The sequence below is a fragment of the Hansschlegelia plantiphila genome (assembly GCF_027922265.1).
Classification (GTDB): domain Bacteria; phylum Pseudomonadota; class Alphaproteobacteria; order Rhizobiales; family Methylopilaceae; genus Methylopila; species Methylopila plantiphila.
The window spans coordinates 396,351-414,287 of record NZ_BSFI01000008.1 but is presented as its reverse complement, the minus strand read 5'-3'; the positions used below and the strand labels follow the sequence as shown (position 1 = coordinate 414,287).

At 66.9% G+C, this 17,937-nt stretch carries 14 protein-coding genes; 3 read left to right on the top strand and 11 right to left on the bottom strand.

Features of this window, described 5'->3' with window-relative positions:
• Positions 1–837 precede the first annotated feature (837 nt).
• The 7 genes from PKE75_RS11780 to tesB all read right to left on the bottom strand — a co-directional run bounded on the left by PKE75_RS11780 (position 838) and on the right by tesB (position 10,137).
• Positions 838–2,667, bottom strand: coding sequence for a hypothetical protein (locus PKE75_RS11780; protein ID WP_271168918.1), 1,830 nt, complete (start codon positions 2,665–2,667; stop codon positions 838–840).
• A gap of 2 nt (positions 2,668–2,669) precedes the next feature.
• Positions 2,670–3,167 (bottom strand): ABC-three component system middle component 2, encoded by a 498-nt coding sequence (locus PKE75_RS11775; RefSeq protein ID WP_309298813.1) that lies wholly within the window; start codon positions 3,165–3,167, stop codon positions 2,670–2,672.
• Positions 3,167–4,165 (bottom strand): ABC-three component system protein, encoded by a 999-nt coding sequence (locus PKE75_RS11770; protein WP_271168916.1) that lies wholly within the window; start codon positions 4,163–4,165, stop codon positions 3,167–3,169. Before PKE75_RS11770 ends, PKE75_RS11775 begins: the two co-directional genes overlap by 1 nt.
• Before the next feature lie 179 nt (positions 4,166–4,344).
• The gene (locus tag PKE75_RS11765) at positions 4,345–6,924 is read right to left on the bottom strand and encodes a DNA translocase FtsK (RefSeq protein ID WP_271169186.1); all 2,580 of its coding nucleotides are present in this window, start codon (positions 6,922–6,924) and stop codon (positions 4,345–4,347) included.
• Between the two features lie 306 nt (positions 6,925–7,230).
• The gene (locus tag PKE75_RS11760; protein ID WP_271168915.1) at positions 7,231–8,583 is read right to left on the bottom strand and encodes an ammonium transporter; all 1,353 of its coding nucleotides are present in this window, start codon (positions 8,581–8,583) and stop codon (positions 7,231–7,233) included.
• 49 nt (positions 8,584–8,632) lie between these two features.
• Positions 8,633–8,971 (bottom strand): P-II family nitrogen regulator, encoded by a 339-nt coding sequence (locus tag PKE75_RS11755; RefSeq protein ID WP_271168914.1) that lies wholly within the window; start codon positions 8,969–8,971, stop codon positions 8,633–8,635.
• Between the two features lie 308 nt (positions 8,972–9,279).
• Positions 9,280–10,137 (bottom strand): acyl-CoA thioesterase II, encoded by an 858-nt coding sequence (gene tesB, locus PKE75_RS11750; RefSeq protein ID WP_271168913.1) that lies wholly within the window; start codon positions 10,135–10,137, stop codon positions 9,280–9,282.
• A 166-nt stretch (positions 10,138–10,303) separates the two neighbouring features.
• On the opposite strand from tesB, the gene PKE75_RS11745 reads away from it, so the two are divergent.
• Positions 10,304–10,486, top strand: a complete 183-nt coding sequence (locus PKE75_RS11745) for a hypothetical protein (RefSeq protein WP_271168912.1) — start codon at positions 10,304–10,306, stop codon at positions 10,484–10,486.
• A 34-nt stretch (positions 10,487–10,520) separates the two neighbouring features.
• A complete protein-coding gene (locus PKE75_RS11740; RefSeq protein WP_271168911.1) occupies positions 10,521–11,699 on the top strand; it encodes an FAD-dependent monooxygenase in 1,179 nt (392 codons plus the stop codon).
• Positions 11,700–11,702: 3 nt separating this feature from the next.
• Here PKE75_RS11740 and PKE75_RS11735 read toward each other — a convergent pair whose 3' ends face one another.
• The 3 genes from PKE75_RS11735 to trxA are packed head-to-tail and all read right to left on the bottom strand — an operon-like array spanning position 11,703 to position 13,487.
• Positions 11,703–11,909 carry a Trm112 family protein gene (locus tag PKE75_RS11735; RefSeq protein ID WP_271168910.1) on the bottom strand — a complete coding sequence of 69 codons (207 nt, stop codon included), beginning with the start codon at positions 11,907–11,909 and terminating at the stop codon, positions 11,703–11,705.
• Positions 11,906–12,577, bottom strand: a complete 672-nt coding sequence (locus PKE75_RS11730; RefSeq protein ID WP_271168909.1) for an LON peptidase substrate-binding domain-containing protein — start codon at positions 12,575–12,577, stop codon at positions 11,906–11,908. The genes PKE75_RS11735 and PKE75_RS11730 overlap by 4 nt, the downstream gene beginning before the upstream one ends.
• 10 nt (positions 12,578–12,587) lie before the next feature.
• Entirely contained in the window at positions 12,588–13,487 is a 900-nt protein-coding gene (gene trxA, locus PKE75_RS11725) for a thioredoxin (RefSeq protein ID WP_271168908.1), read from the bottom strand.
• A gap of 256 nt (positions 13,488–13,743) precedes the next feature.
• Here trxA and PKE75_RS11720 point away from each other — a divergent pair, with 256 nt between their 5' ends.
• Positions 13,744–15,012 carry an NAD(P)/FAD-dependent oxidoreductase gene (locus PKE75_RS11720; protein ID WP_271168907.1) on the top strand — a complete coding sequence of 423 codons (1,269 nt, stop codon included), beginning with the start codon at positions 13,744–13,746 and terminating at the stop codon, positions 15,010–15,012.
• 277 nt (positions 15,013–15,289) lie between these two features.
• Here the strand turns inward: PKE75_RS11720 and PKE75_RS11715 are convergent, their stop codons facing one another.
• A complete protein-coding gene (locus PKE75_RS11715; protein WP_271168906.1) occupies positions 15,290–17,908 on the bottom strand; it encodes an ABC transporter permease in 2,619 nt (872 codons plus the stop codon).
• Positions 17,909–17,937 lie beyond the last annotated feature (29 nt).

Here is a 17,937-nt window from a genome sequence, read left to right as displayed (position 1 = left end):
GTTAGAAGCTTCGCAAGACGCTCCGCCGTAACCGCCATCCTCCACCGTCATTCCGGGCTTGTCCCGGGATCCATTTGCCGCCGCGCGTTGAGAACAGACCGCCGCGCGCCCGCTCACTCCCCCGCCGTCGCGTTTATGGATCCCGGGACAAGCCCGGGATGACGGCGGCGGGAGGTCTTGCGGACGCGCGAAATTCTCCGGCGAGGTCCGGATCGGCTCAGGCCCGCTTTGGTCAAAGAGCCCCGGCGAAACCTCTTTGGTTTCGCCGCATCGGATGGAAGCGCGGGAGCGCCGGGCCACCGTCAGGAGTCGTTCGGAACGCCGACCGCCCGGCGCTCCACGCGCGACGTCCCGTCTGGCTGCGGACGAAGTCTCGGACATCAATGGTTTCCCGCGGATTTTCGCGTCCGCTTCGGGCGGGTCCCGGGCCGATCCGGCCTTTGGGGCCGGAATCCGGCACCATGCGCCCTTACGTCACAAAAGGCGCGCCCGTCCTAGTGCGGGCGGTTCTCTTCCCCGACAGAAGCCTGCGCGCCCTTGTTCAAGGAACGCGCGAGCCGCGCCGACGCCGCACAGACGCCCCGGGGCCGACACTTCCGGTCATGTCCGCCGCAGGCGCCGCACCTCCCCCGCATGGCCGGCCGGTCCGGACACGGCTTCCGACGGGGAAGGATGTGCGGAAGAGAGCATTGAGAGAGGGCGGGATGTCAAGGATTTTATTCCTTGCAACAGCATTGGGTGGGCATCCGGCGGGTTGTGACCGATTGGCGAAGTTGCCAACGACCGCTTCGGGGCAGGAAGTGTACGATCGAGATCGCGGACTTCGGCAACATCTAGCTACTTCGGAAACAATCCCGCTCGGCCCGTAGAGCTGCTGCCCGTAAAATGCGTAACCTGCGGCTGTCCCACCAGCCAGTCCGGTACATCGACATTCTCGAGAATGATCAGCTGCAGATCGTCGGGGAGCATAGAGAACGCGCGGAAAGCGCGATCCTTAAGCGGTGTGCTCGCGATCGCCGTATCCTCATCATCGGAGGGGTCGCGATAGGTGATGAATAGCGAGTCGAGGATCAGAAAGCCCGGATGGGGGCGGGCACGACCCTTGCAGAACTTCATCAAGCTCAAAGAGAAAGCGCCGTGAAGCAGCGCACGGACACCCTTTCCGTTGGCGCTGCGCGACTTACCTGCGACCGAAATATCCATTTTCGGTAGCTCGAAGAACACGCGCCTAGCTTCAGGGAACTCCCACGCTTGCAGTTCGGCTTCAATAATCTGGCTGAAGGCGTCCAGCGTCGCGCCGTCCAATTGCTGCTGCGCAACGATCGTGCTGCTGTCATACCCCGGACTGACCCCGAGTTCCGCGCGCTGAGCGACCAGACCGTTCCGCCGGCGGACCAGTTCTAGGCTCTTCTGAATCGTCAGCTTCCGGGCGATGACATTGCTGGTTTGCGTACGGATGGTCTGCACGGTGGGCACCTCGCGCAGAATGTTCGCCTGAAGCAAATCTAGTTTCGGAAGCAGCTCGCGCGCCCGGGAGGCAAGCGTCGCTCGCTCCTCTGTTAGGCCGCCGATGGTGACCTGAAGTTCCATGGCGCGCTCGCGCACCCCGACGATTTCGGCTTCAGCCGCTGCCATAATCTCCGAGACGCTTCCCTCGCAAGCATCATCAGGTCGATGATGCTCGGGTGCAGCGCCGCACACCGGGCAGACTGCAGCATCCTCCAACAAAAAGAACGACCCCGCCTCCGCAATTGAGGCCAATCGCTCCTCATCGGACCGATAGTGTTCAGCCAATAGCGCGAAGCGCGCCTTCAGACTGTCAATTTCCCCCATGCGGTCTTGCACCGCTTCATACTCGCGACGCAGTTCCAGCCGGCTCGAGGTAAGCTCCCGGTAGCTCGACTCCGCTGTTTCTTGAACGACGAACGAGCGACTGAGTTCTTCGTCCAGTGCCGAATCCAGCTTGATAAGTTCATCGTGATCCTGATCGGCATCGGCGATCTCGCGCTCGGTGTCTCGGATCTGCCGGTCGAGGAGTTCCAACTGCGCCGCTTGCCTCATCGGTTGTGCAAGGTCGGGCTTCGCGACGTCCAAGGCGGAGTCGTCGACACCGGTCAGCATATATTTGAAGACCGACGTCTCAGCGGTCTTAGTCACGAACTGACCCGAAAGCACCGGGGACGATCCGTCTTGGATTTTGGTCTCGTTCACCAGCGAGTGCCGCTCGAGATCGCGAAAGCTTAGATCGCGAGTCTTTCCGGAGGCATCAACGCGGACGCGCGCGTTTGCTGCCCCGACTTGCGCGAGAAGCAGGCGTGACAACGAGTTCTGAGCGCTATGCTGCGCCGACACGGACACTCCAAGCGCATGGGTGGGCCGATCTCGTATCAGCCCCTCAAGCACCTTGATGTTCCCTCCCTGAAGGGCGCGAACAAAGGTTCGCTCGGAGCCGTCGTCTAATACCGCCCCGAGATGCGCGAGGTCGTACCCAGCTTGCTCGACGATCGGCTCCGGCGGAAATTTCGCTCCGAGCACAAAGTCTATCAGTCGCAAAACATGCGATTTGCCCGTGTTTGACCCGCCATAGATCACGTTCAGACCTGGCCCGAACTCGACGGCCGCCGGTGGGCTGTTTGGGCCCGTTATCAAGAGGAAACGGAGCTGCATGGCTACGTCGAAACGCCGTAGTCGCTCTGGAACTCTGTCGCCCAGCGATCCATCCGATCTTTTACCAGAGCGTCAATCTCGTCATCGGCGAGCGGTACAATAACCGCCGCAAGCCACGCCGCGCGTTCCTTCAACTTGCTTGTATACTCGCTCCGCAAGAGGTCGACGAACGAGCCGGCTTCCTCGCCAGCCTCAAAACGAAAGCCATCGGGCGTTGCGTATCGGATGATCAGCTGCTTCGTTCCCATTAGAGACAAGCCTGCGCTAACAAGTCCGCGGCGCACTAGAAGCTCGGCGGTTCGCGACTCCTCCTGCGGATGCAGGCTCGCGGGCCCATCGACGTCGGCTGTGTGTACCACGAGGTGATCGAGCACGACCAAGCGCCTCAGACCTAACCGGGCGGGGTAACAGGCGGTGAGCAGCACGAGCGATCGTAGACCGCTTTCGAAAGCGGTATTGAAAATGCGCGGCCGAAGCCTCTTTGGCGCTAAGCTGACCATCACAGCTTCCACGTCAATCGATCGTCATTGGCCAACTGGTGACAGACACCCTGCTTGACGCGGACCTTGGCGCGCGGTGCAAGTACGCTGGCGGGCGCAGCTTGGCCAGCCACTGACAGCGCCGCCGTCAATCGAGGATGAGCGCCAACTTCGGCGGCCATGGCGGGATCGATCGCGTCGAAAATCTGATCAGCGAAGTCCTCGATCGTTCCCGGCTCGGTCTGGTCGCGGTAATGCGCCATGAATGCTTCCGCGTCATAAAACCTGACCCTGTGCTTTTGCAGATCCTCCCGCCAGTTGGCGTGCGCCGCCAAGTCGGCGGGCGAGTTCAGGGGGATTCCCGATACTTCAGAATAAACCTCGAGAAGTTTGCCGACATAGACTGTCTCTTTCGGCACTATATCCTTAGGCGCTACACCCGCTGGGGCTGGAGGCAGAGCGCCGTTGAACCGCGCCGCCCAATATGCGGTTCGTCGGTGATCGTCTAGAATCTCATCTAGGGTTGCGTAGCGAAAACTTGTGAAGTCATATGCCTCGACATAGGCAAGCAGTTTTCCAGTCAGATCGTGCTTTTGCCCTGCAATCACCCGCCCGGATACGCGCGTATTCCAAGTGGCGATCACCGAGGCCCGAAACTTAGCTGGGTTCAGCAGCAGATCTCGAAGCTCGGTTGTTGGCCCGCGAGGGGCTACGAAACAACAGGCCCGCGGTGCAGCGAACTCGCCCCGGAAGGCATGGAAGATTATCTTGCCAGCATCCTCGCACGCTTTGGCCGTCGACAGCGGCACCTCGTAGTGCTTGCACTGATAATTGTCCCAGACGCCTTGGCAGGCTTCAGGCCCGCATAGGCCGACGACGTCCCGACCGTGATCACCCGCCCCGCCGAGCCTCTTGACGGAAGCGTAGCCCTGGAGCCCTTTTTGCCATTCGGAGATGAAAATCTCCCACTCCGTGGCGTCATATGCCCGCACGAGCTTAACTATCGGAGCGATGTTCACTGGTTGTCCTGTGTCGCGCCGCGAGCCGCTATCGCGTGTAGCGAGGCCGACCGTTCGCCGACGATCGAAGCACCGTACATGAAGGACGATTGGACCTGAAGGCCGCTTCCCGAAGGGATGCAAACGTCCGCCCGTGGCGCTAACCGGCGGGCAGCCGACTTCCGCTTACCTTGTCACCCTCAAGCCGCGTCCTCGTCCCGCTCGCCGCCTTCCAGTAGGATCTCGCGCTTGCCCGCGTGGTTCGCGGGGCCCACCACGCCTTCCTTCTCCATGCGCTCGACCAGCGACGCGGCGCGGTTGTAGCCGATCTGGAGGCGGCGCTGGATGTAGGAGGTCGAGCACTTCTTGTCGCGTAAGACCACGGCCACCGCCTGGTCGTAGACGTCGGCGTTCTCGTCGCCGAACGAGCCCTTGTCGAACACCGCGCCGTCCTCGGCCGCTTCGCTTTCGTCGTCTTCCGCCAGCACCGCGTCGAGATAGGACGGGCGTCCCTGCTTCTTGAGGTGAGCGACGACGGCCTCGACCTCCTGATCGGAGCAGAACGGCCCGTGCACGCGGGAGATGCGGCCGCCGCCCTGCATGTGCAGCATGTCGCCCTGGCCGAGCAGCTGCTCGGCGCCCATTTCGCCGAGAATGGTGCGGCTGTCGATCTTGGACGTGACCTGGAAGGAGATGCGGGTCGGGAAGTTCGCCTTGATGGTGCCGGTGATGACGTCGACCGAGGGACGTTGCGTCGCCATGATGATGTGGATGCCGGCGGCGCGGGCCATCTGGGCGAGGCGCTGGATCGCGCCCTCGATCTCCTTGCCGGCGACGAGCATCAGATCCGCCATCTCGTCGACGATCACGACGATGTACGGCAGCTTGCCGATCTCCATCACCTCCTGCTCGTAGATCGCCTCGCCGGTTTCGCGATCGAAGCCGGTCTGCACCGTGCGGGTGATCGCTTCGCCCTTCTCGAGCGCTTGGCTGGCGCGGGCGTTGAAGCCGTCGATGTTGCGGACGCCGAGCTTCGACATCTTGCGGTAGCGGTCCTCCATCTCGCGGACCGCCCATTTCAGCGCCACCACAGCCTTCTTCGGGTCGGTGACGACGGGAGTCAGCAGATGCGGGATCTCGTCATAGACCGAAAGCTCGAGCATCTTCGGGTCGATCATGATCAGCCGGCAGTCCTCCGGCTTCAGCCGGTAGAGCAGCGACAGGATCATGGTGTTGATCGCGACCGACTTGCCCGAGCCTGTGGTGCCGGCGATCAGCAGATGCGGCATGCGGGCGAGCTCGGCGATGACCGGTTCGCCGCCGATCGTCTTGCCGAGGCAGAGCGGCAGCCGCATCTTGGCCTTCTCGAAGTCGGCGGAGGCCAGCAGCTCACGCAGGTAGACGGTCTCGCGGCGGGCGTTCGGCAGCTCGATGCCGATCGCGTTGCGGCCGGGGATCACCGCGACGCGGGCGGCGACCGCGCTCATCGAGCGGGCGATGTCGTCGGCGAGGCCGATCACGCGCGATGACTTGATGCCTGGGGCGGGTTCGAGCTCATAGAGCGTGACGACCGGGCCGGGCCGAACATTGATGATCGAACCGCGGACGCCGTAATCCTCGAGCACGCCTTCCAGGAGCCGGGCGTTCTGTTCAAGCGCGTCCTGGCTGACGACCGGGCTCGCGCCCTTCCGCGGCTCGGCCAGCAGCGCGAGCGGCGGCAGCTCGTAGGCGTCCCGATCGAGCAGCGAAGGCTGCGCCTCGCGGGCGGCGCGGCGGCCTGCCCGCAGCGCGCCGGGAACGGGCGCCACGCGGGCGGACGCAGGCTCCGACGGCTCGCCGCGGCCGCCGACGCGAAGCACCGGGTCGCCGTCGAGATTGACATCGTCGCCTGCGCGGAACCCAGGTTCGCGCCGGGCGGGGGGGCGAAAATCATCCGGCTCGCCGCTCGCACGGGCGAGGATCTTCGACAGCGCGCGTTCATCCTCCGGTTCGCCGTCGCGGCTGCGGAACAGCGTCCGAGAAACCGCCGCCTTGGCCGACAGCGCCCAGTGCGTCAGCAGGCCGAGCGAGACCAGCCGGCGGTCGTCGTCCTCCTCCTCATAATCCGGAACCTCCGGGGCCACAGCGGCGGGGGCCGTTCCGCGCGACGCGGCGATGGCGGGTTCGCGCCTGGCCGAGGGCCGGGGCGCCTGAGGGTCGCGTTCGCTCGGCGCGATCGCGCCGATAGAAAGTCCGAACGCGACGAGGCCGAGCAGACCGATCGAAGCGCCCGCGACGCCGCCGCCGACTGCGCCCGTCAGGCCCACCGCCCCGGCCGCGACTGAAAAAAGGTCCCCGAGGACGCCGCCGAGGCCGGTCGGCAGCGGCCAGGAAGCGGGGGCGGGAAACACCCCGGCGACGCCTGCGAGCAGGATAGCGGCGATCGGCCAGGCGATGACCTTCAACTTCTCGCGTTCGACGGCGCGGCGCGTCATGAGCGTCCAGCCCCACACGGCGATCGGCAGGACGAAGCTGCAGGCCGCGAGCCCAAAGGCCTGGGTGAGGACATCGGCGATCACCGCGCCCGGCGCGCCAAGGAGATTGTGCACGGGGCCGTCGGTGGCGTGACTGAGGCTCGGATCCTGCACCGACCACGTCGCGAGCGCGACGCCGGCGAGCGCAGAGAGGCCGACAAGCGCCAAGCCGCCCAGTTCGGTCGCGCGGCGGATCAGCATGGCGCGGACCGCGTCGGGCAGGACGGCGGGCTGAAATCCGCGCGGGCGAGGCCTGATGGCGCGCATGGTCATCGGATACTCCCGGCCGGATCAACGCGGCCGTAACGGCGAACGGCGAACGCGGGGGCGTCCTGGGTTCCGCTCGGTACCTGCATCTGCGACGCCAATCCCTGGTGAGCGCTCGATCGACTCGAGAACGATCGTTGCGAAACCTAGGCGGAAGAGGGTTAAGGCGGGCTTACCCCCGGCGCGAAAGAGTGTCGGTCCGGTGTTTGGCCACCTCGTCGCCGGCTCGCGGAAACGAAAAAGGGCCCCGACATGATCGGGGCCCTCGTCGTTCGCCGGCCGCTCGCGCGGCCGGCGCGTAGCCGTTCAGCTGGCGTGGTAGGCCTGCTCGCCGTGCGAGATGATGTCGAGGCCTTCCTGCTCGGCGTCGACCGTGACCCTGAGACCGACGAGAACGTCGACGATCTTGAACAGGATCAGGCTGCCGACGCCGGTCCAGACGACGGTCACGGCGACCGCCTTGATCTGGGTCAGCACCTGGCCCGCCATCGTGTAGTCGGCGACGCCGACGCCGCCGAGATCGGGGCTGACGACGATGCCGGTGCCGATGGCGCCGATGATGCCGCCGATGCCGTGGATGCCGAAGACGTCGAGGCTGTCGTCATAGCCGAGCGCGTTCTTGACGCTCGTGCAGAAGATGAAGCACACGACCGCCGCGACGCCGCCCAGCACCATCGCGCCCATCGGGCCGGACAGGCCGGCGGCGGGCGTGATGGCGACGAGGCCGGCGACGACGCCGGAGGCCAGGCCAAGCATGCTCGGCTTGCCCTTGGCGCCCCACTCAACGAACATCCAGACGAGGCCGGCGGCCGCAGTGGCGACGAAGGTGTTGAGCAGCGCCAGGGTGGTGACGCCGTTCGCCTCGAGGTTCGAGCCTGCGTTGAAGCCGAACCAGCCGACCCACAGCAGACCGGCGCCGATCAGGGTCATCGGCAGGTTGTGCGGGGCGATGATGTCCTTGCCATAGCCGGTGCGCTTGCCGAGCAGGATCGCGCCGACCAGCGCGGCTACGCCCGAATTGATGTGCACCACGGTGCCGCCGGCGAAGTCGAGGCCGCCCCAGCCGAACACCATTCCGTTCGCCGACCAGACCATGTGGGCGACGGGGAAGTAGACGAAGGTGCCCCAGAGCACGGCGAACAGGATCGCCGCCGAGAACTTGATGCGCTCGGCGAAGCCGCCGATGATCAGGCCCGGGGTGATCGCCGCGAAGGTCATCTGGAAGCAGACGAACACGTATTCCGGGATCGCGACGCCCTTCGTGAAGGTCGCTGAGGTCGAGTCAGGCGTGATGCCCGCCAGGAAGACCTTGGAGAAGTCACCGATGAAGGCGCCGCCGTCGCCGAAGGCGAGGCTGTAGCCGTAGATCACCCAGACGACCATCATCAAACAGGCGATGGTGGAGACCTGCATCAGCACCGACAGCATGTTCTTGGCGCGGACGAGGCCGCCGTAGAACAGCGCGAGGCCAGGAATGGTCATCAGCAGCACGAGCACGCTGGAAATCATCATCCAGGTCGTGTCGCCCTTGTTGACCGTCGGAGCGGCTTCGGCGGCTGCGGCCGGCGCGGCCGCGTCCTGCGCGTAGGCGGTGGCCGCGATCAGGAGGCCTGCGGCCAGGGCCGGCGCTCCCCAGCGTAGTACGGAACCCAGTTTCATCGAGTGAACTCCCGAGGACTTCTAAAGGGAAAAGGGCGTCGGCCGCGCCTTACAGCGCGTCGTTGTCGGTCTCGCCGGTGCGAATGCGAACCGCCTGATCGATGGCGTAGACAAAAATCTTGCCGTCGCCGATCTGGCCGGTCTTGGCCGCGGAGGCGATGGCCTCGATCACGCTGTCGACCGCGCTCGCGACGACCGCGACCTCGATCTTCAGCTTGGGAAGGAAGCTCACCGCGTATTCGGCCCCGCGGTAAATTTCGGTGTGACCCTTCTGGCGACCGTAGCCCTTCACTTCGGTGACGGTCAGGCCGTGGACGCCGATTCCCGTGAGGGCGTCGCGCACCTCGTCCAGCTTGAATGGCTTGATGATGGCCATCACGAGTTTCATGCGTCGGTTTCCCCGTTGGACCACCGCCCGCTCGAAACGCCCGCGCGGACAGTCGACAGTTGACGAAGACAGGAACGCGCCGCTCGGCGGACGCGTCGTGCCGGCGCGCTGCAATCAAGCGCCGTGCCAAGCGTGCAAAGCGTCGCTAAGCCGTTGATTTTGTGGCGGCCGCGTGGCGATGCCTGATGGAGAAACCGGCCATCGATCGGCTTGAGATGAAAAAATAGGCGAAGAGTCTAAAAAAGGCGCAATACCCATCAATGGCCGGCGAGGCGCCTAGAATATGGCGGCTAATTCGGCGGCGCCCGTCACTTTGTGCGGCGCCGGATGAGCCCCTCCTGTGCGACGGACGCCACAAGTTCGCCGCTTTCCGCATAGATCCGGCCCCGCGTGAAACCGCGCGCCCCGCCCGCGAATGGGCTGTCCTGGGTGTAGAGCAGCCAGCCGTCTGCTCGAAACGGTCTGTGGAACCACAGGGCGTGGTCGAGGCTCGCAGCCTGGATGTCGGCTGAGAAAACGCTCTCTCCATGCGCCACGAGCGCCGCGTCGAGCAGAGTCATGTCGGAGGCGTACGCCAGCACGCATTGATGGATCGCTGGGTCGTCCGGCAGCGGGCCGGTCGTCCTGATCCACACGCTCTGGTGCGGATCGCGCGGCTTGCCGTCGATGTAGCGCATCGGATCGACGTGCCGGAGCTCGATGGGCCGCTCCTGCTCGAAATAGCTGCGGATCGCCCGCGGCATCGTCGGCATCAGCGTTTCCTTGAGCGCCTGTTCGGTCGGCAACTGGTCCGGCTGGGGCACGTCCGGCATGTCCATCTGATGCTCGTAGCCCTCCTCGTCGCGGTGGAACGAGGCCGACATCGAGAAGATCGCATGACCGTGCTGGATTGCGACCACCCGGCGGGTGACGAAGCTGCGGCCGTCGCGGATGCGGTCGACCTCATAGATGATCGGCGCCGCCGGATCGCCGGGCCGCATGAAATAGCCGTGCAGCGAATGCGGCGGCGGCCCGTCGACCGTGCGGGTCGCCGCGACCAGAGCCTGGCCCACGACCTGTCCGCCGAACACGCGCTGCCATCCGGTCTGAGGGCTCCGGCCGCGGAAGAGGTTCACCTCGAGCTGCTCGAGCGCGAGAACGCCGAGAAGATTCTCCACGGCCGACATGACGTCTCCTCGAAGCGCTGCGGATCGACGGATTCGCGCCGCGCGGCGGAGGATCGCCGCTGCGCATGCGCCGTCAACCCCGGCCGCCTGTCGAATGGCCGCGCGCGGGTGATCCGCTGTGGCAAAAGGCGCGAAGACAGCGGATCAAGCGGCCGGGAAGCGATCGATGCTGTTCGCCATCGTCATGAACGTCTGTCTGCAAGCCGACGCGGCGCAGTGCCGGCAGGAGCGGATCGAGATCGCGGGTCAGGCCCTCGCCTGCCTCGTAAACGGTCAGCCGGCCGTGGTGGAGTGGGGCCAGGACCACCCGGGCTGGATCGTAAAGTCGTGGAAGTGCCGGCCGGCCTGACCGGCGCGCCGCTTTCCGTGCTAGTCAGGCGGGCATGAGCGGATCGATCTCCCCGGACTTGCTCGACGTCGCCGTGGCCGGCGCAGGCCCGACGGGCCTCGCGCTCGCGCTCGCGCTGAGGCGCGAACTGGGCCCCTCCCTCAGGGTCGCGGTTTTCGACCCGGCTCTCCGCCATCCCGCCCGCTCCGAACCCCGCGCGTCCATGATCGCGGCCGACGGGCGACGTCTGCTGGAGAGTATCGGCGCCTGGCCCGACGATGCGACGCCGGTCGCAGGACTGAGGATTACCGACAGCCGGCTCGACGACGCGATACGCCCGACCTTTCTCGAACTTGCGGAGCCCGCGTCGGACGAACCCTTCGCGCACATGGCGCCCGACGCGGATCTGCGGGCGGCGCTCCGCGATCGCGCGGAGCGTGAAGGCGTAAATCTCGTCGCCGACGCCATCGAGCGCCATGAGCCGCTCGCCGGCCGGGCGGCGCTCACCCTGCGCTCAGGCGCGAACGTCGAGACGCGGCTGCTGGCGGCGGCCGACGGCGCGCGCTCGCCGATCCGGGGCCGCGCGGGGATCGCGACCAGCGAATTCGCCTATGATCAGATCGCGCTCGTGGCGACCGTGTCCCACGAGGCGCCGCATGCCGGCGTCGCCGTCCAGCACTTCCTGCCCGGCGGACCCTTCGCAATGCTGCCGCTCGGAGGCGACAGGTCGTCGCTCGTCTGGAGCGAGAAGCGCGCAGTCGCAGAAGAGATCATCCGCCTCGACGACGCCGCCTTCGTCGCCGAGGTCGCGCGGCGGGCGGGGCCGGACTATGGCGCGATCGGGCTTGTCGGGCCGCGCGGGTCGTTCCCGCTCCGCTTCCTGCTCGCAAGGAGCTTCGTCGCGCCGCGCGTCGTCCTCGTCGGGGACGCCGGTCACGTCGTGCATCCCCTTGCAGGACAGGGCTTCAACGCGGCGCTGCGCGACGTCGCCGCGCTGTCCGCGATCCTCGCGGACGCCGCCCGACGCGGCGAGGATATCGGATCGCAGACGACGCTCGCGACCTATGAGCGGGCGCGCCGCTTCGACGTCGCCAGCCTCGCCGCGACGACGGACGCGCTCTATCGGCTGTTCAGGCCCGAGGCCGCCCGGACCCTGCGCGATGTCGGAATGGGGCTTGTCGACCGGACTCCCGGCCTGAAGCGCAGGATCGTGGCCGCGGCGTCCGGCGGATAACCCTCAGTCCTCGAGCGCGCGCGCCTCGTCCGGCAGCATGATCGGGATGCCGTCGCGGATGGGGTAGGCGAGCTTGGCGGGCTTCGAGATCAGCTCCTGCCGCTCGGCGTCATAGACCAGCGTCGCCTTTGTCAAAGGGCAGACGAGAATCTCGAGAAGCTTGGGGTCCACGCCGCCCGAGCGGCGGCCGTCTTCGGATGAATCTGTCATTGCAGCGACGAACTCGCGTCTCCCTTGGCGCGGGCCAGATCCATTTCAGTCACCGCGACCAGGATCTCGGCTCGTGATTTCAGGTCGGCCGCCTCGAGCAGCGCCTGCTTCTCGCGGGGTCCGAACGGGCTCATCATCGCCAGCGCGTTGACGAGCGCCTCGTTGGGCGCGCGGCGGATGCCGTCCCAGTCCGCCTCCAGATTGTTGGCGGCGAGATAGTCCTTCAGCGTCTTGAGCAGCGCCTCTCGGTCGACGTCGTCCTGGCCCTCGCCGGGCGCGAGGTCCGCGATGAAGTCGTCGAAGGCGGCCCGGACCTGCCGGTAGGGGGTGATCACCGACAGCTCCTCGACCACGCGGAACCGTGCGACGCCCGTCAGCGTCACGAGATAGCGGCCGTCTCCGGTCTCGGCGAAGGCGGTCAGGCGTCCCGCGCAGCCGATACGCACCAGCGCCGGGCGTTCTTCATCCTCGCCGGATTCGGGGTCGGGCTGGATCATGCCGACGATCCGCTGGTTGCGGATCGCGTCGTCGATCAGCGCGAGATAGCGAGGTTCGAAGACGTTGAGCGGCATTTCTCCGCGCGGCAGCAGCAGGGCGGCTCGCAGCGGAAACACCGGGATGACGCCGGGAAGCTCTTCGATCTTATGATAGACGACGTTCGAAGCCATGAGCGTCAGATCACGCGAACAGCAGTGACGACAGCCGCTTGCGGCCGGCCACGGTGTTCTCGTCCTTAGGGCCCCAGGCCTCGAACAGCTTCACGAGCTCCTTGCGGGCGCCGTCGTCGTTCCAGCCCCGGTCGCGGCGAACGATTTCGAGCATATGGCCGACGGCCTCCTTCTTCAGCCCCGCGGCGGCGAGGCCGACGGCGAGGTCGAAGCGGGTCTGGTGATCGGACGGATCGTTCGCGACCTTCGCTTCGAGGGGCGCGAGATCACCGACGGCGGCTGCGCGCTCGGCGATCTCGATTTGCGCCTTGACCGCGGCGATCGCGGCCTCTCCCGCAGGAGCGGAGGCCAGGATTTCCTTGGCGCCCTCCACATCGCCGGCTGCAAGCCGTGTGCGGGCGAGGCCCGCGAGCGCGGGAGCCGATTCGGGCTCCTCGGCGAGCAGCGCGGTGTAGAGGTCCGCTGCGCCTGCGACGTCGCCGGCTTCGAGCGCCGCGTCGGCGTCGGCCAGCAGGTCGCCTGCCTCGTCGGCGATCGGTTCGCCGAGGATTCGCTCCAGGAACGCCTGCACCTGCGCCTCGGGCAGCGCGCCCATGAAGCCGTCGACAGGCTGTCCGCGCGTGAAGGCGATCACCGCCGGAATCGACTGGATGCCGAGCTGACCTGCGATCTCCGGATGCTCGTCGATGTTCATGGTCGCGAGCCTCACCTTACCGCCGGCGGCCTTGACCACCTTCTCGAGGATCGGCGTGAGCTGTTTGCACGGACCGCACCACGGCGCCCAGAAGTCGACGAGCACCGGAGTCGACGACGACGGCTGCACGACGTCCGCCATGAACGTCTTGGTTGTGGTCGCCACGATCAGCCCGTCGGACGCGGCTGCGGCAGGCGTGGTCCCGGCGGCGAGCATGCAGCGTCTCCTGTTGAGCACGCGCGTTCAGGCGCGCCTTTTTCGTCCGGGTCCACACATGGGGGAAGCTGTTGGCGAATGCAATTGCGGCGCCCGGCCGGCGCTGTTCGGTCACAACGCCGCCGCGCGCAAGGGTGGTCTTCCCCTTCAGCCGCTCTTAATGAAAGACGTTCAAGGATAAGGTAACGGAACGCCGCCTGCGCGCGCCTCCTTCTCTGCTGCATGGCGGCGCCTCAGGTCGAAGGAGCCGGAACAGATGGACTTCGCAGCGTCGGGCCGCCCGAAAGTGGTCATCGTCGGGGGAGGCTTCGGCGGTTTGACCGTCGCCATGAAGCTCGCCAAGGCGGATGTCGACGTCACGGTGCTCGATCGCCACAACTATCACTGTTTCCAGCCGCTGCTGTATCAGGTCGCGACAGCCGAGCTGTCGCCCGGCGACATCGCCTGGCCGATACGCCACGTGTTGCGCAAACAGAAGAACGCCCGCGTGCTGCTCGGCAAGGTCACCGAAATCGACGTCGCGGCGAGGAAGGTGATCGCCGACAGCGTGACGCTCGATTACGACGAGCTCGTCCTCGCGACCGGCGCGACGCATTCCTATTTCGGCCATGACGAATGGGAAAAGTCGGCGCCGGGCCTCAAGCGCGTGGAGGACGCCACGATCATCCGCCGCCGCCTGCTGCTCGCCTTCGAGCGCGCGGAGCTCGCGCAGGACGACGCCGAGCGCGAACGGCTGCTGACCTTCGCGATCGTCGGCGCCGGCCCGACCGGGGTCGAGCTCGCCGGATCGATCATCGAGGTCGCGCGGCAGGTCATGCCCTCGGAGTTCCGCTGCATCGACGCCCGCACCACCCGGGTCATCCTGATCGAGGCTGGTCCGCGCGTGCTGCCGTCGTTCCCGCCGCATCTGTCGGACTACACCCAGAAGTCGCTGGAGCGCATGGGCGTCGAGGTTCTCACCAGCACCCGCGTGACGAACTGCGACGACGAGGGGGTCGATCTCGAAAGCGGCCGGCTGCAGGCTGCGACCGTGATCTGGGCTGCGGGCGTCGTTGCGTCGGAAGCCGGGCAGTGGATCGGGGCGGCCTGCGACAACGCCGGGCGGGTCGTCGTCAACGACGACCTCAGCGTGCCAGGGCATCCGGAGATCTTCGTCATCGGCGACACCGCTTCGGCGAAGCGGCCGGACGGCAAACCGGTGCCCGGCATCGCCCCGGCCGCGAAGCAGATGGGGGCGCATGTCGCCGACGTCATCGCGTCGCGCGCCCGCGGCGCCGTCCCGCCACGCGCGTTCCGCTACCGTCACCAGGGCGATTTCGCGACCATCGGCCGTCGATCGGCGGTGATGAAGATGCCCTATCTCGAGATGTCCGGCCTGATGGCCTGGCTCATCTGGTGCGTGGCGCACATCTACTTCCTGATCGGCGCCCGCCACCGACTGATGGTGGCGTTCAAGTGGGTGTGGGATTTCGCGACCTTCCAGCGCGGCGCCCGTCTCATCACCGACCAGCGCGACCAGCTCTGAAGGCTCTGACATACCCGATGGACGCCCTCGCCATTTTTCGCGATCACGGCCGCGCGATCGGAACCCTTTCCTAGGCACAGCGTTGAGTCGCCGATGAAAATGGGAGGCGACTGATGCTTAAGGGTGGACTTCTCTGGCTGATCGGCATTCCGCTGCCGATCATTCTGGTTCTCTGGCTGCTCGGCGTCTTCCACTAAGCCGACTTCGCAGCTCGGAAAACAAAGGCGGCGCGTCGGTATCTTCGGCGCGGCGCCTTTTTACTTGTCCGGCCGACGGCTCACATGCTCCGCAGGTGACGGGCGGGCTTCTCGCCCAGCACCCGCCAGGTGCCGACCAGCCCGAGCGCTATGGTGAGCGCGAGCGCGCCGAGGGCCGCGATTCCTGCGCCGACCGGGTCGAACGCGAAATCGATCCCCATGATCCCGACCGTCACGCCCCAGGCGGCGACCGAGCCGACGGCGAGGCCGAAGACCGCAGTGATGGCGCCGAGCAGCGCGTACTCTGCGGCGAACGCGGCGAGAAGCCGCTTCCGCGTGGCGCCGAGCGTCTTCAGAATCACCGCCTCGTAGACACGCCGACGGTGGCCGGCGGCGAGCGCGCCGGCCAGCACCAGCACGCTCGCGACCAGCGTCACGCCGCTTGCGACCCGGATCGCGATGGCGAGGTTGCCGACCACCGCGCTGATCGATGTCAGCGCGTCCTTCACCCGGATAGCGGTGATCGAGGGAAACGCCTTGGTGGCGTCGCGCATCAGTGCGAACTCCTGCGCATCCCCGCCTCCGCCCGGGAATGTGACAGTGGCGAGGTTCATGTACGGTGCGCCGGCGAAGGTGTTCGGGGAGAACACCATGAAGAAATTGATGCCGATGGTCTCCCAGGCGATCTCGCGGAAGTTCGCCACCTTCGCGGTTATGGTGCGGCCGAGCACGTTGACGCCGATCTCGTCGCCGATCGAAAGCCCCAGCGCCTTGCCCAGCTTGCGGTCGAACGACACCAGAGGGGCGCCGGCGTAATCCGGCGTCCACCATTCTCCCTCGACCACCCGTGAGCCTTCCGGCACGGCGTCCGCGAAGGTCACGCCGCGGTCACCCTTCAGCGCCCATCGCGACTCCGGATTGATCGACGCCTCGTCCGGCGGAGCGCCCTTGATCGACACGAACGACCCCCGGAGCATCGGAACGCTTTCGAGCTTGGCCTCCGGCGCTTTCGAGCGGATGAGGCCGGCGAACGCCTCGCGGTCGGCCCTCGGGATGTCGAGGAAGAAGAACGAGGGCGCGCGCGCCGGCAGCTCGTTCGAAAGCTGCTGGCGGATCGACGAATCGATCAGCGTCAGCGTGACCATCAGAACGAGCCCCAAGCCGAGCGACAGGACGACGGACGGCGTCAGCGCGCCTGGCCGATGGACGTTGGCGAGAGCCAACCGCAATTCGGTCCGGCGCGGCCGGGGCGCGCGGGCGGCGAGCTTCATGATGGCCCAGGCGACAAGGCGCAACGCCACGAAGGTGGCGAGCGTCGCGCCGACGAAGATCGTCGCGATCCGCCGATCGTAGGCCGCGAATACGGCGAGACCTGCGAGCCCCGCCGCCAGCGCCGCGGTCGCCGCGATATAGCCGAACCGCGGCAGACGCCGCTCCGGCGCGACATGCTCGCGGAACAGCGCCGCGACCGGCACGTCATGCGCCCGGCCGAGCGGCCAGAACGCGAAGGCGAGCGCCGCGAGGGCGCCGTAAGCCGCGGCGAGGCCAAGCTCGCGCGGATAGATCGACGGCGCGAGCGGCAGCGGCACGACATCCTTCAGCGCGGCGATCGCGACGAAGGGCAGCGACGCGCCGACGACGAGCCCGACGGCGATGCCAAGCGCCCCGAGCGCCGCGACTTGCGCGAGATGGATGAGAAATACGGTTCCGCCCGACGCGCCGAGGCTCTTCAGCACGGCGATCGTCTCGCGCTTGCGGTCCACGAAGGCGGAGACGGCGTTCGCGACGCCGACGCCTCCCACCACGAGAGCCGCGAGGCCGATGATGGTCAGGAACTGCGTGAAGCGGCCGACATTGCGCTCGAGCTGCGGCGCCGCGTTCAGCCGCGAGCGCGCGTCGAAAGCTGAGTCCGGCGCCTCGCGCTCGACGGCCGCGATTGTGTCCGCAACCGCCGCGTCGCCGCGCGCGCCGTCGGGCAGGACGAGCCGGTAGGTCCACTTCACCAGGCTGCCGGGCTGCACGAGGCCGGAGGCGCGCAACGCCGCCTCGCCGATCACCACGCGTGGACCGAAGCCGACGCCTTCCGAAAGTCGGTCGGGCTCGGCGGTGAGCCTGGCGCGGGCCTCGAACTGGAGCGAGCCGATCCTGAAGCGGTCGCCGAGCTTGAGGTCGAGCCGCGCGAGCAAAGCGGGGTCCGCCACGGCGCCCCAGACGCCGTCTTTCTCTGCAAGCGCGTCTCCCAGCGACAAAGCCGGATCGAGCGTCGCTGCGCCCACCAGCGGCCAGGCGCCGTCGACCGCCTTAAGCTCGACCAGCGCCGCGTCGCCGGAGGCTGCGCGCGCCATCGAACGCAATGTCGCGACCTCCGAGACGCGGCCCTTGGCGTCGAGCGTCGCGCGCGCGGCGGGCGTCGCTTCGTTCGGCGTCAGGGAAAAGGCGGCGTCTCCGCCGAGGATGGTGCGACCCTCGCGGGCGAGGCCTTCGGTCAGTCCGCGCGCAAGCGAGCCCACTCCCGCAATCGCCGCGACCCCGAGAGCAAGGCAGAGCAGGAACACGGTGAAGCCCCGCCCGCCCGCCCGCAGTTCGCGGGCGGCGAGGCGCAGGATGACGCGTCCGCCGGATGGAGCGCCTATCGGTTTAGGTGTGGCCGCCCCTGCATGGGGCAGAGACGAGGACGCTGGAACGCGAGGAGACGCCAATGCTCAGACGCTCCCGATCGAGGCGGCGT

Coding starts and splice junctions, on each gene's coding strand:
- PKE75_RS11780 (WP_271168918.1), bottom strand. CDS start 2,667: ATGCAGCTCCGTTTCCTCTTGATAACGGGCCCAAACAGCCCACCGGCG.
- PKE75_RS11775 (WP_309298813.1), bottom strand. CDS start 3,167: ATGGTCAGCTTAGCGCCAAAGAGGCTTCGGCCGCGCATTTTCAATACC.
- PKE75_RS11765 (WP_271169186.1), bottom strand. CDS start 6,924: ATGCGCGCCATCAGGCCTCGCCCGCGCGGATTTCAGCCCGCCGTCCTG.
- PKE75_RS11760 (WP_271168915.1), bottom strand. CDS start 8,583: ATGAAACTGGGTTCCGTACTACGCTGGGGAGCGCCGGCCCTGGCCGCA.
- PKE75_RS11755 (WP_271168914.1), bottom strand. CDS start 8,971: ATGAAACTCGTGATGGCCATCATCAAGCCATTCAAGCTGGACGAGGTG.
- tesB (WP_271168913.1), bottom strand. CDS start 10,137: ATGTCGGCCGTGGAGAATCTTCTCGGCGTTCTCGCGCTCGAGCAGCTC.
- PKE75_RS11745 (WP_271168912.1), top strand. CDS start 10,304: ATGCTGTTCGCCATCGTCATGAACGTCTGTCTGCAAGCCGACGCGGCG.
- PKE75_RS11740 (WP_271168911.1), top strand. CDS start 10,521: ATGAGCGGATCGATCTCCCCGGACTTGCTCGACGTCGCCGTGGCCGGC.
- PKE75_RS11735 (WP_271168910.1), bottom strand. CDS start 11,909: ATGACAGATTCATCCGAAGACGGCCGCCGCTCGGGCGGCGTGGACCCC.
- PKE75_RS11730 (WP_271168909.1), bottom strand. CDS start 12,577: ATGGCTTCGAACGTCGTCTATCATAAGATCGAAGAGCTTCCCGGCGTC.
- trxA (WP_271168908.1), bottom strand. CDS start 13,487: ATGCTCGCCGCCGGGACCACGCCTGCCGCAGCCGCGTCCGACGGGCTG.
- PKE75_RS11720 (WP_271168907.1), top strand. CDS start 13,744: ATGGACTTCGCAGCGTCGGGCCGCCCGAAAGTGGTCATCGTCGGGGGA.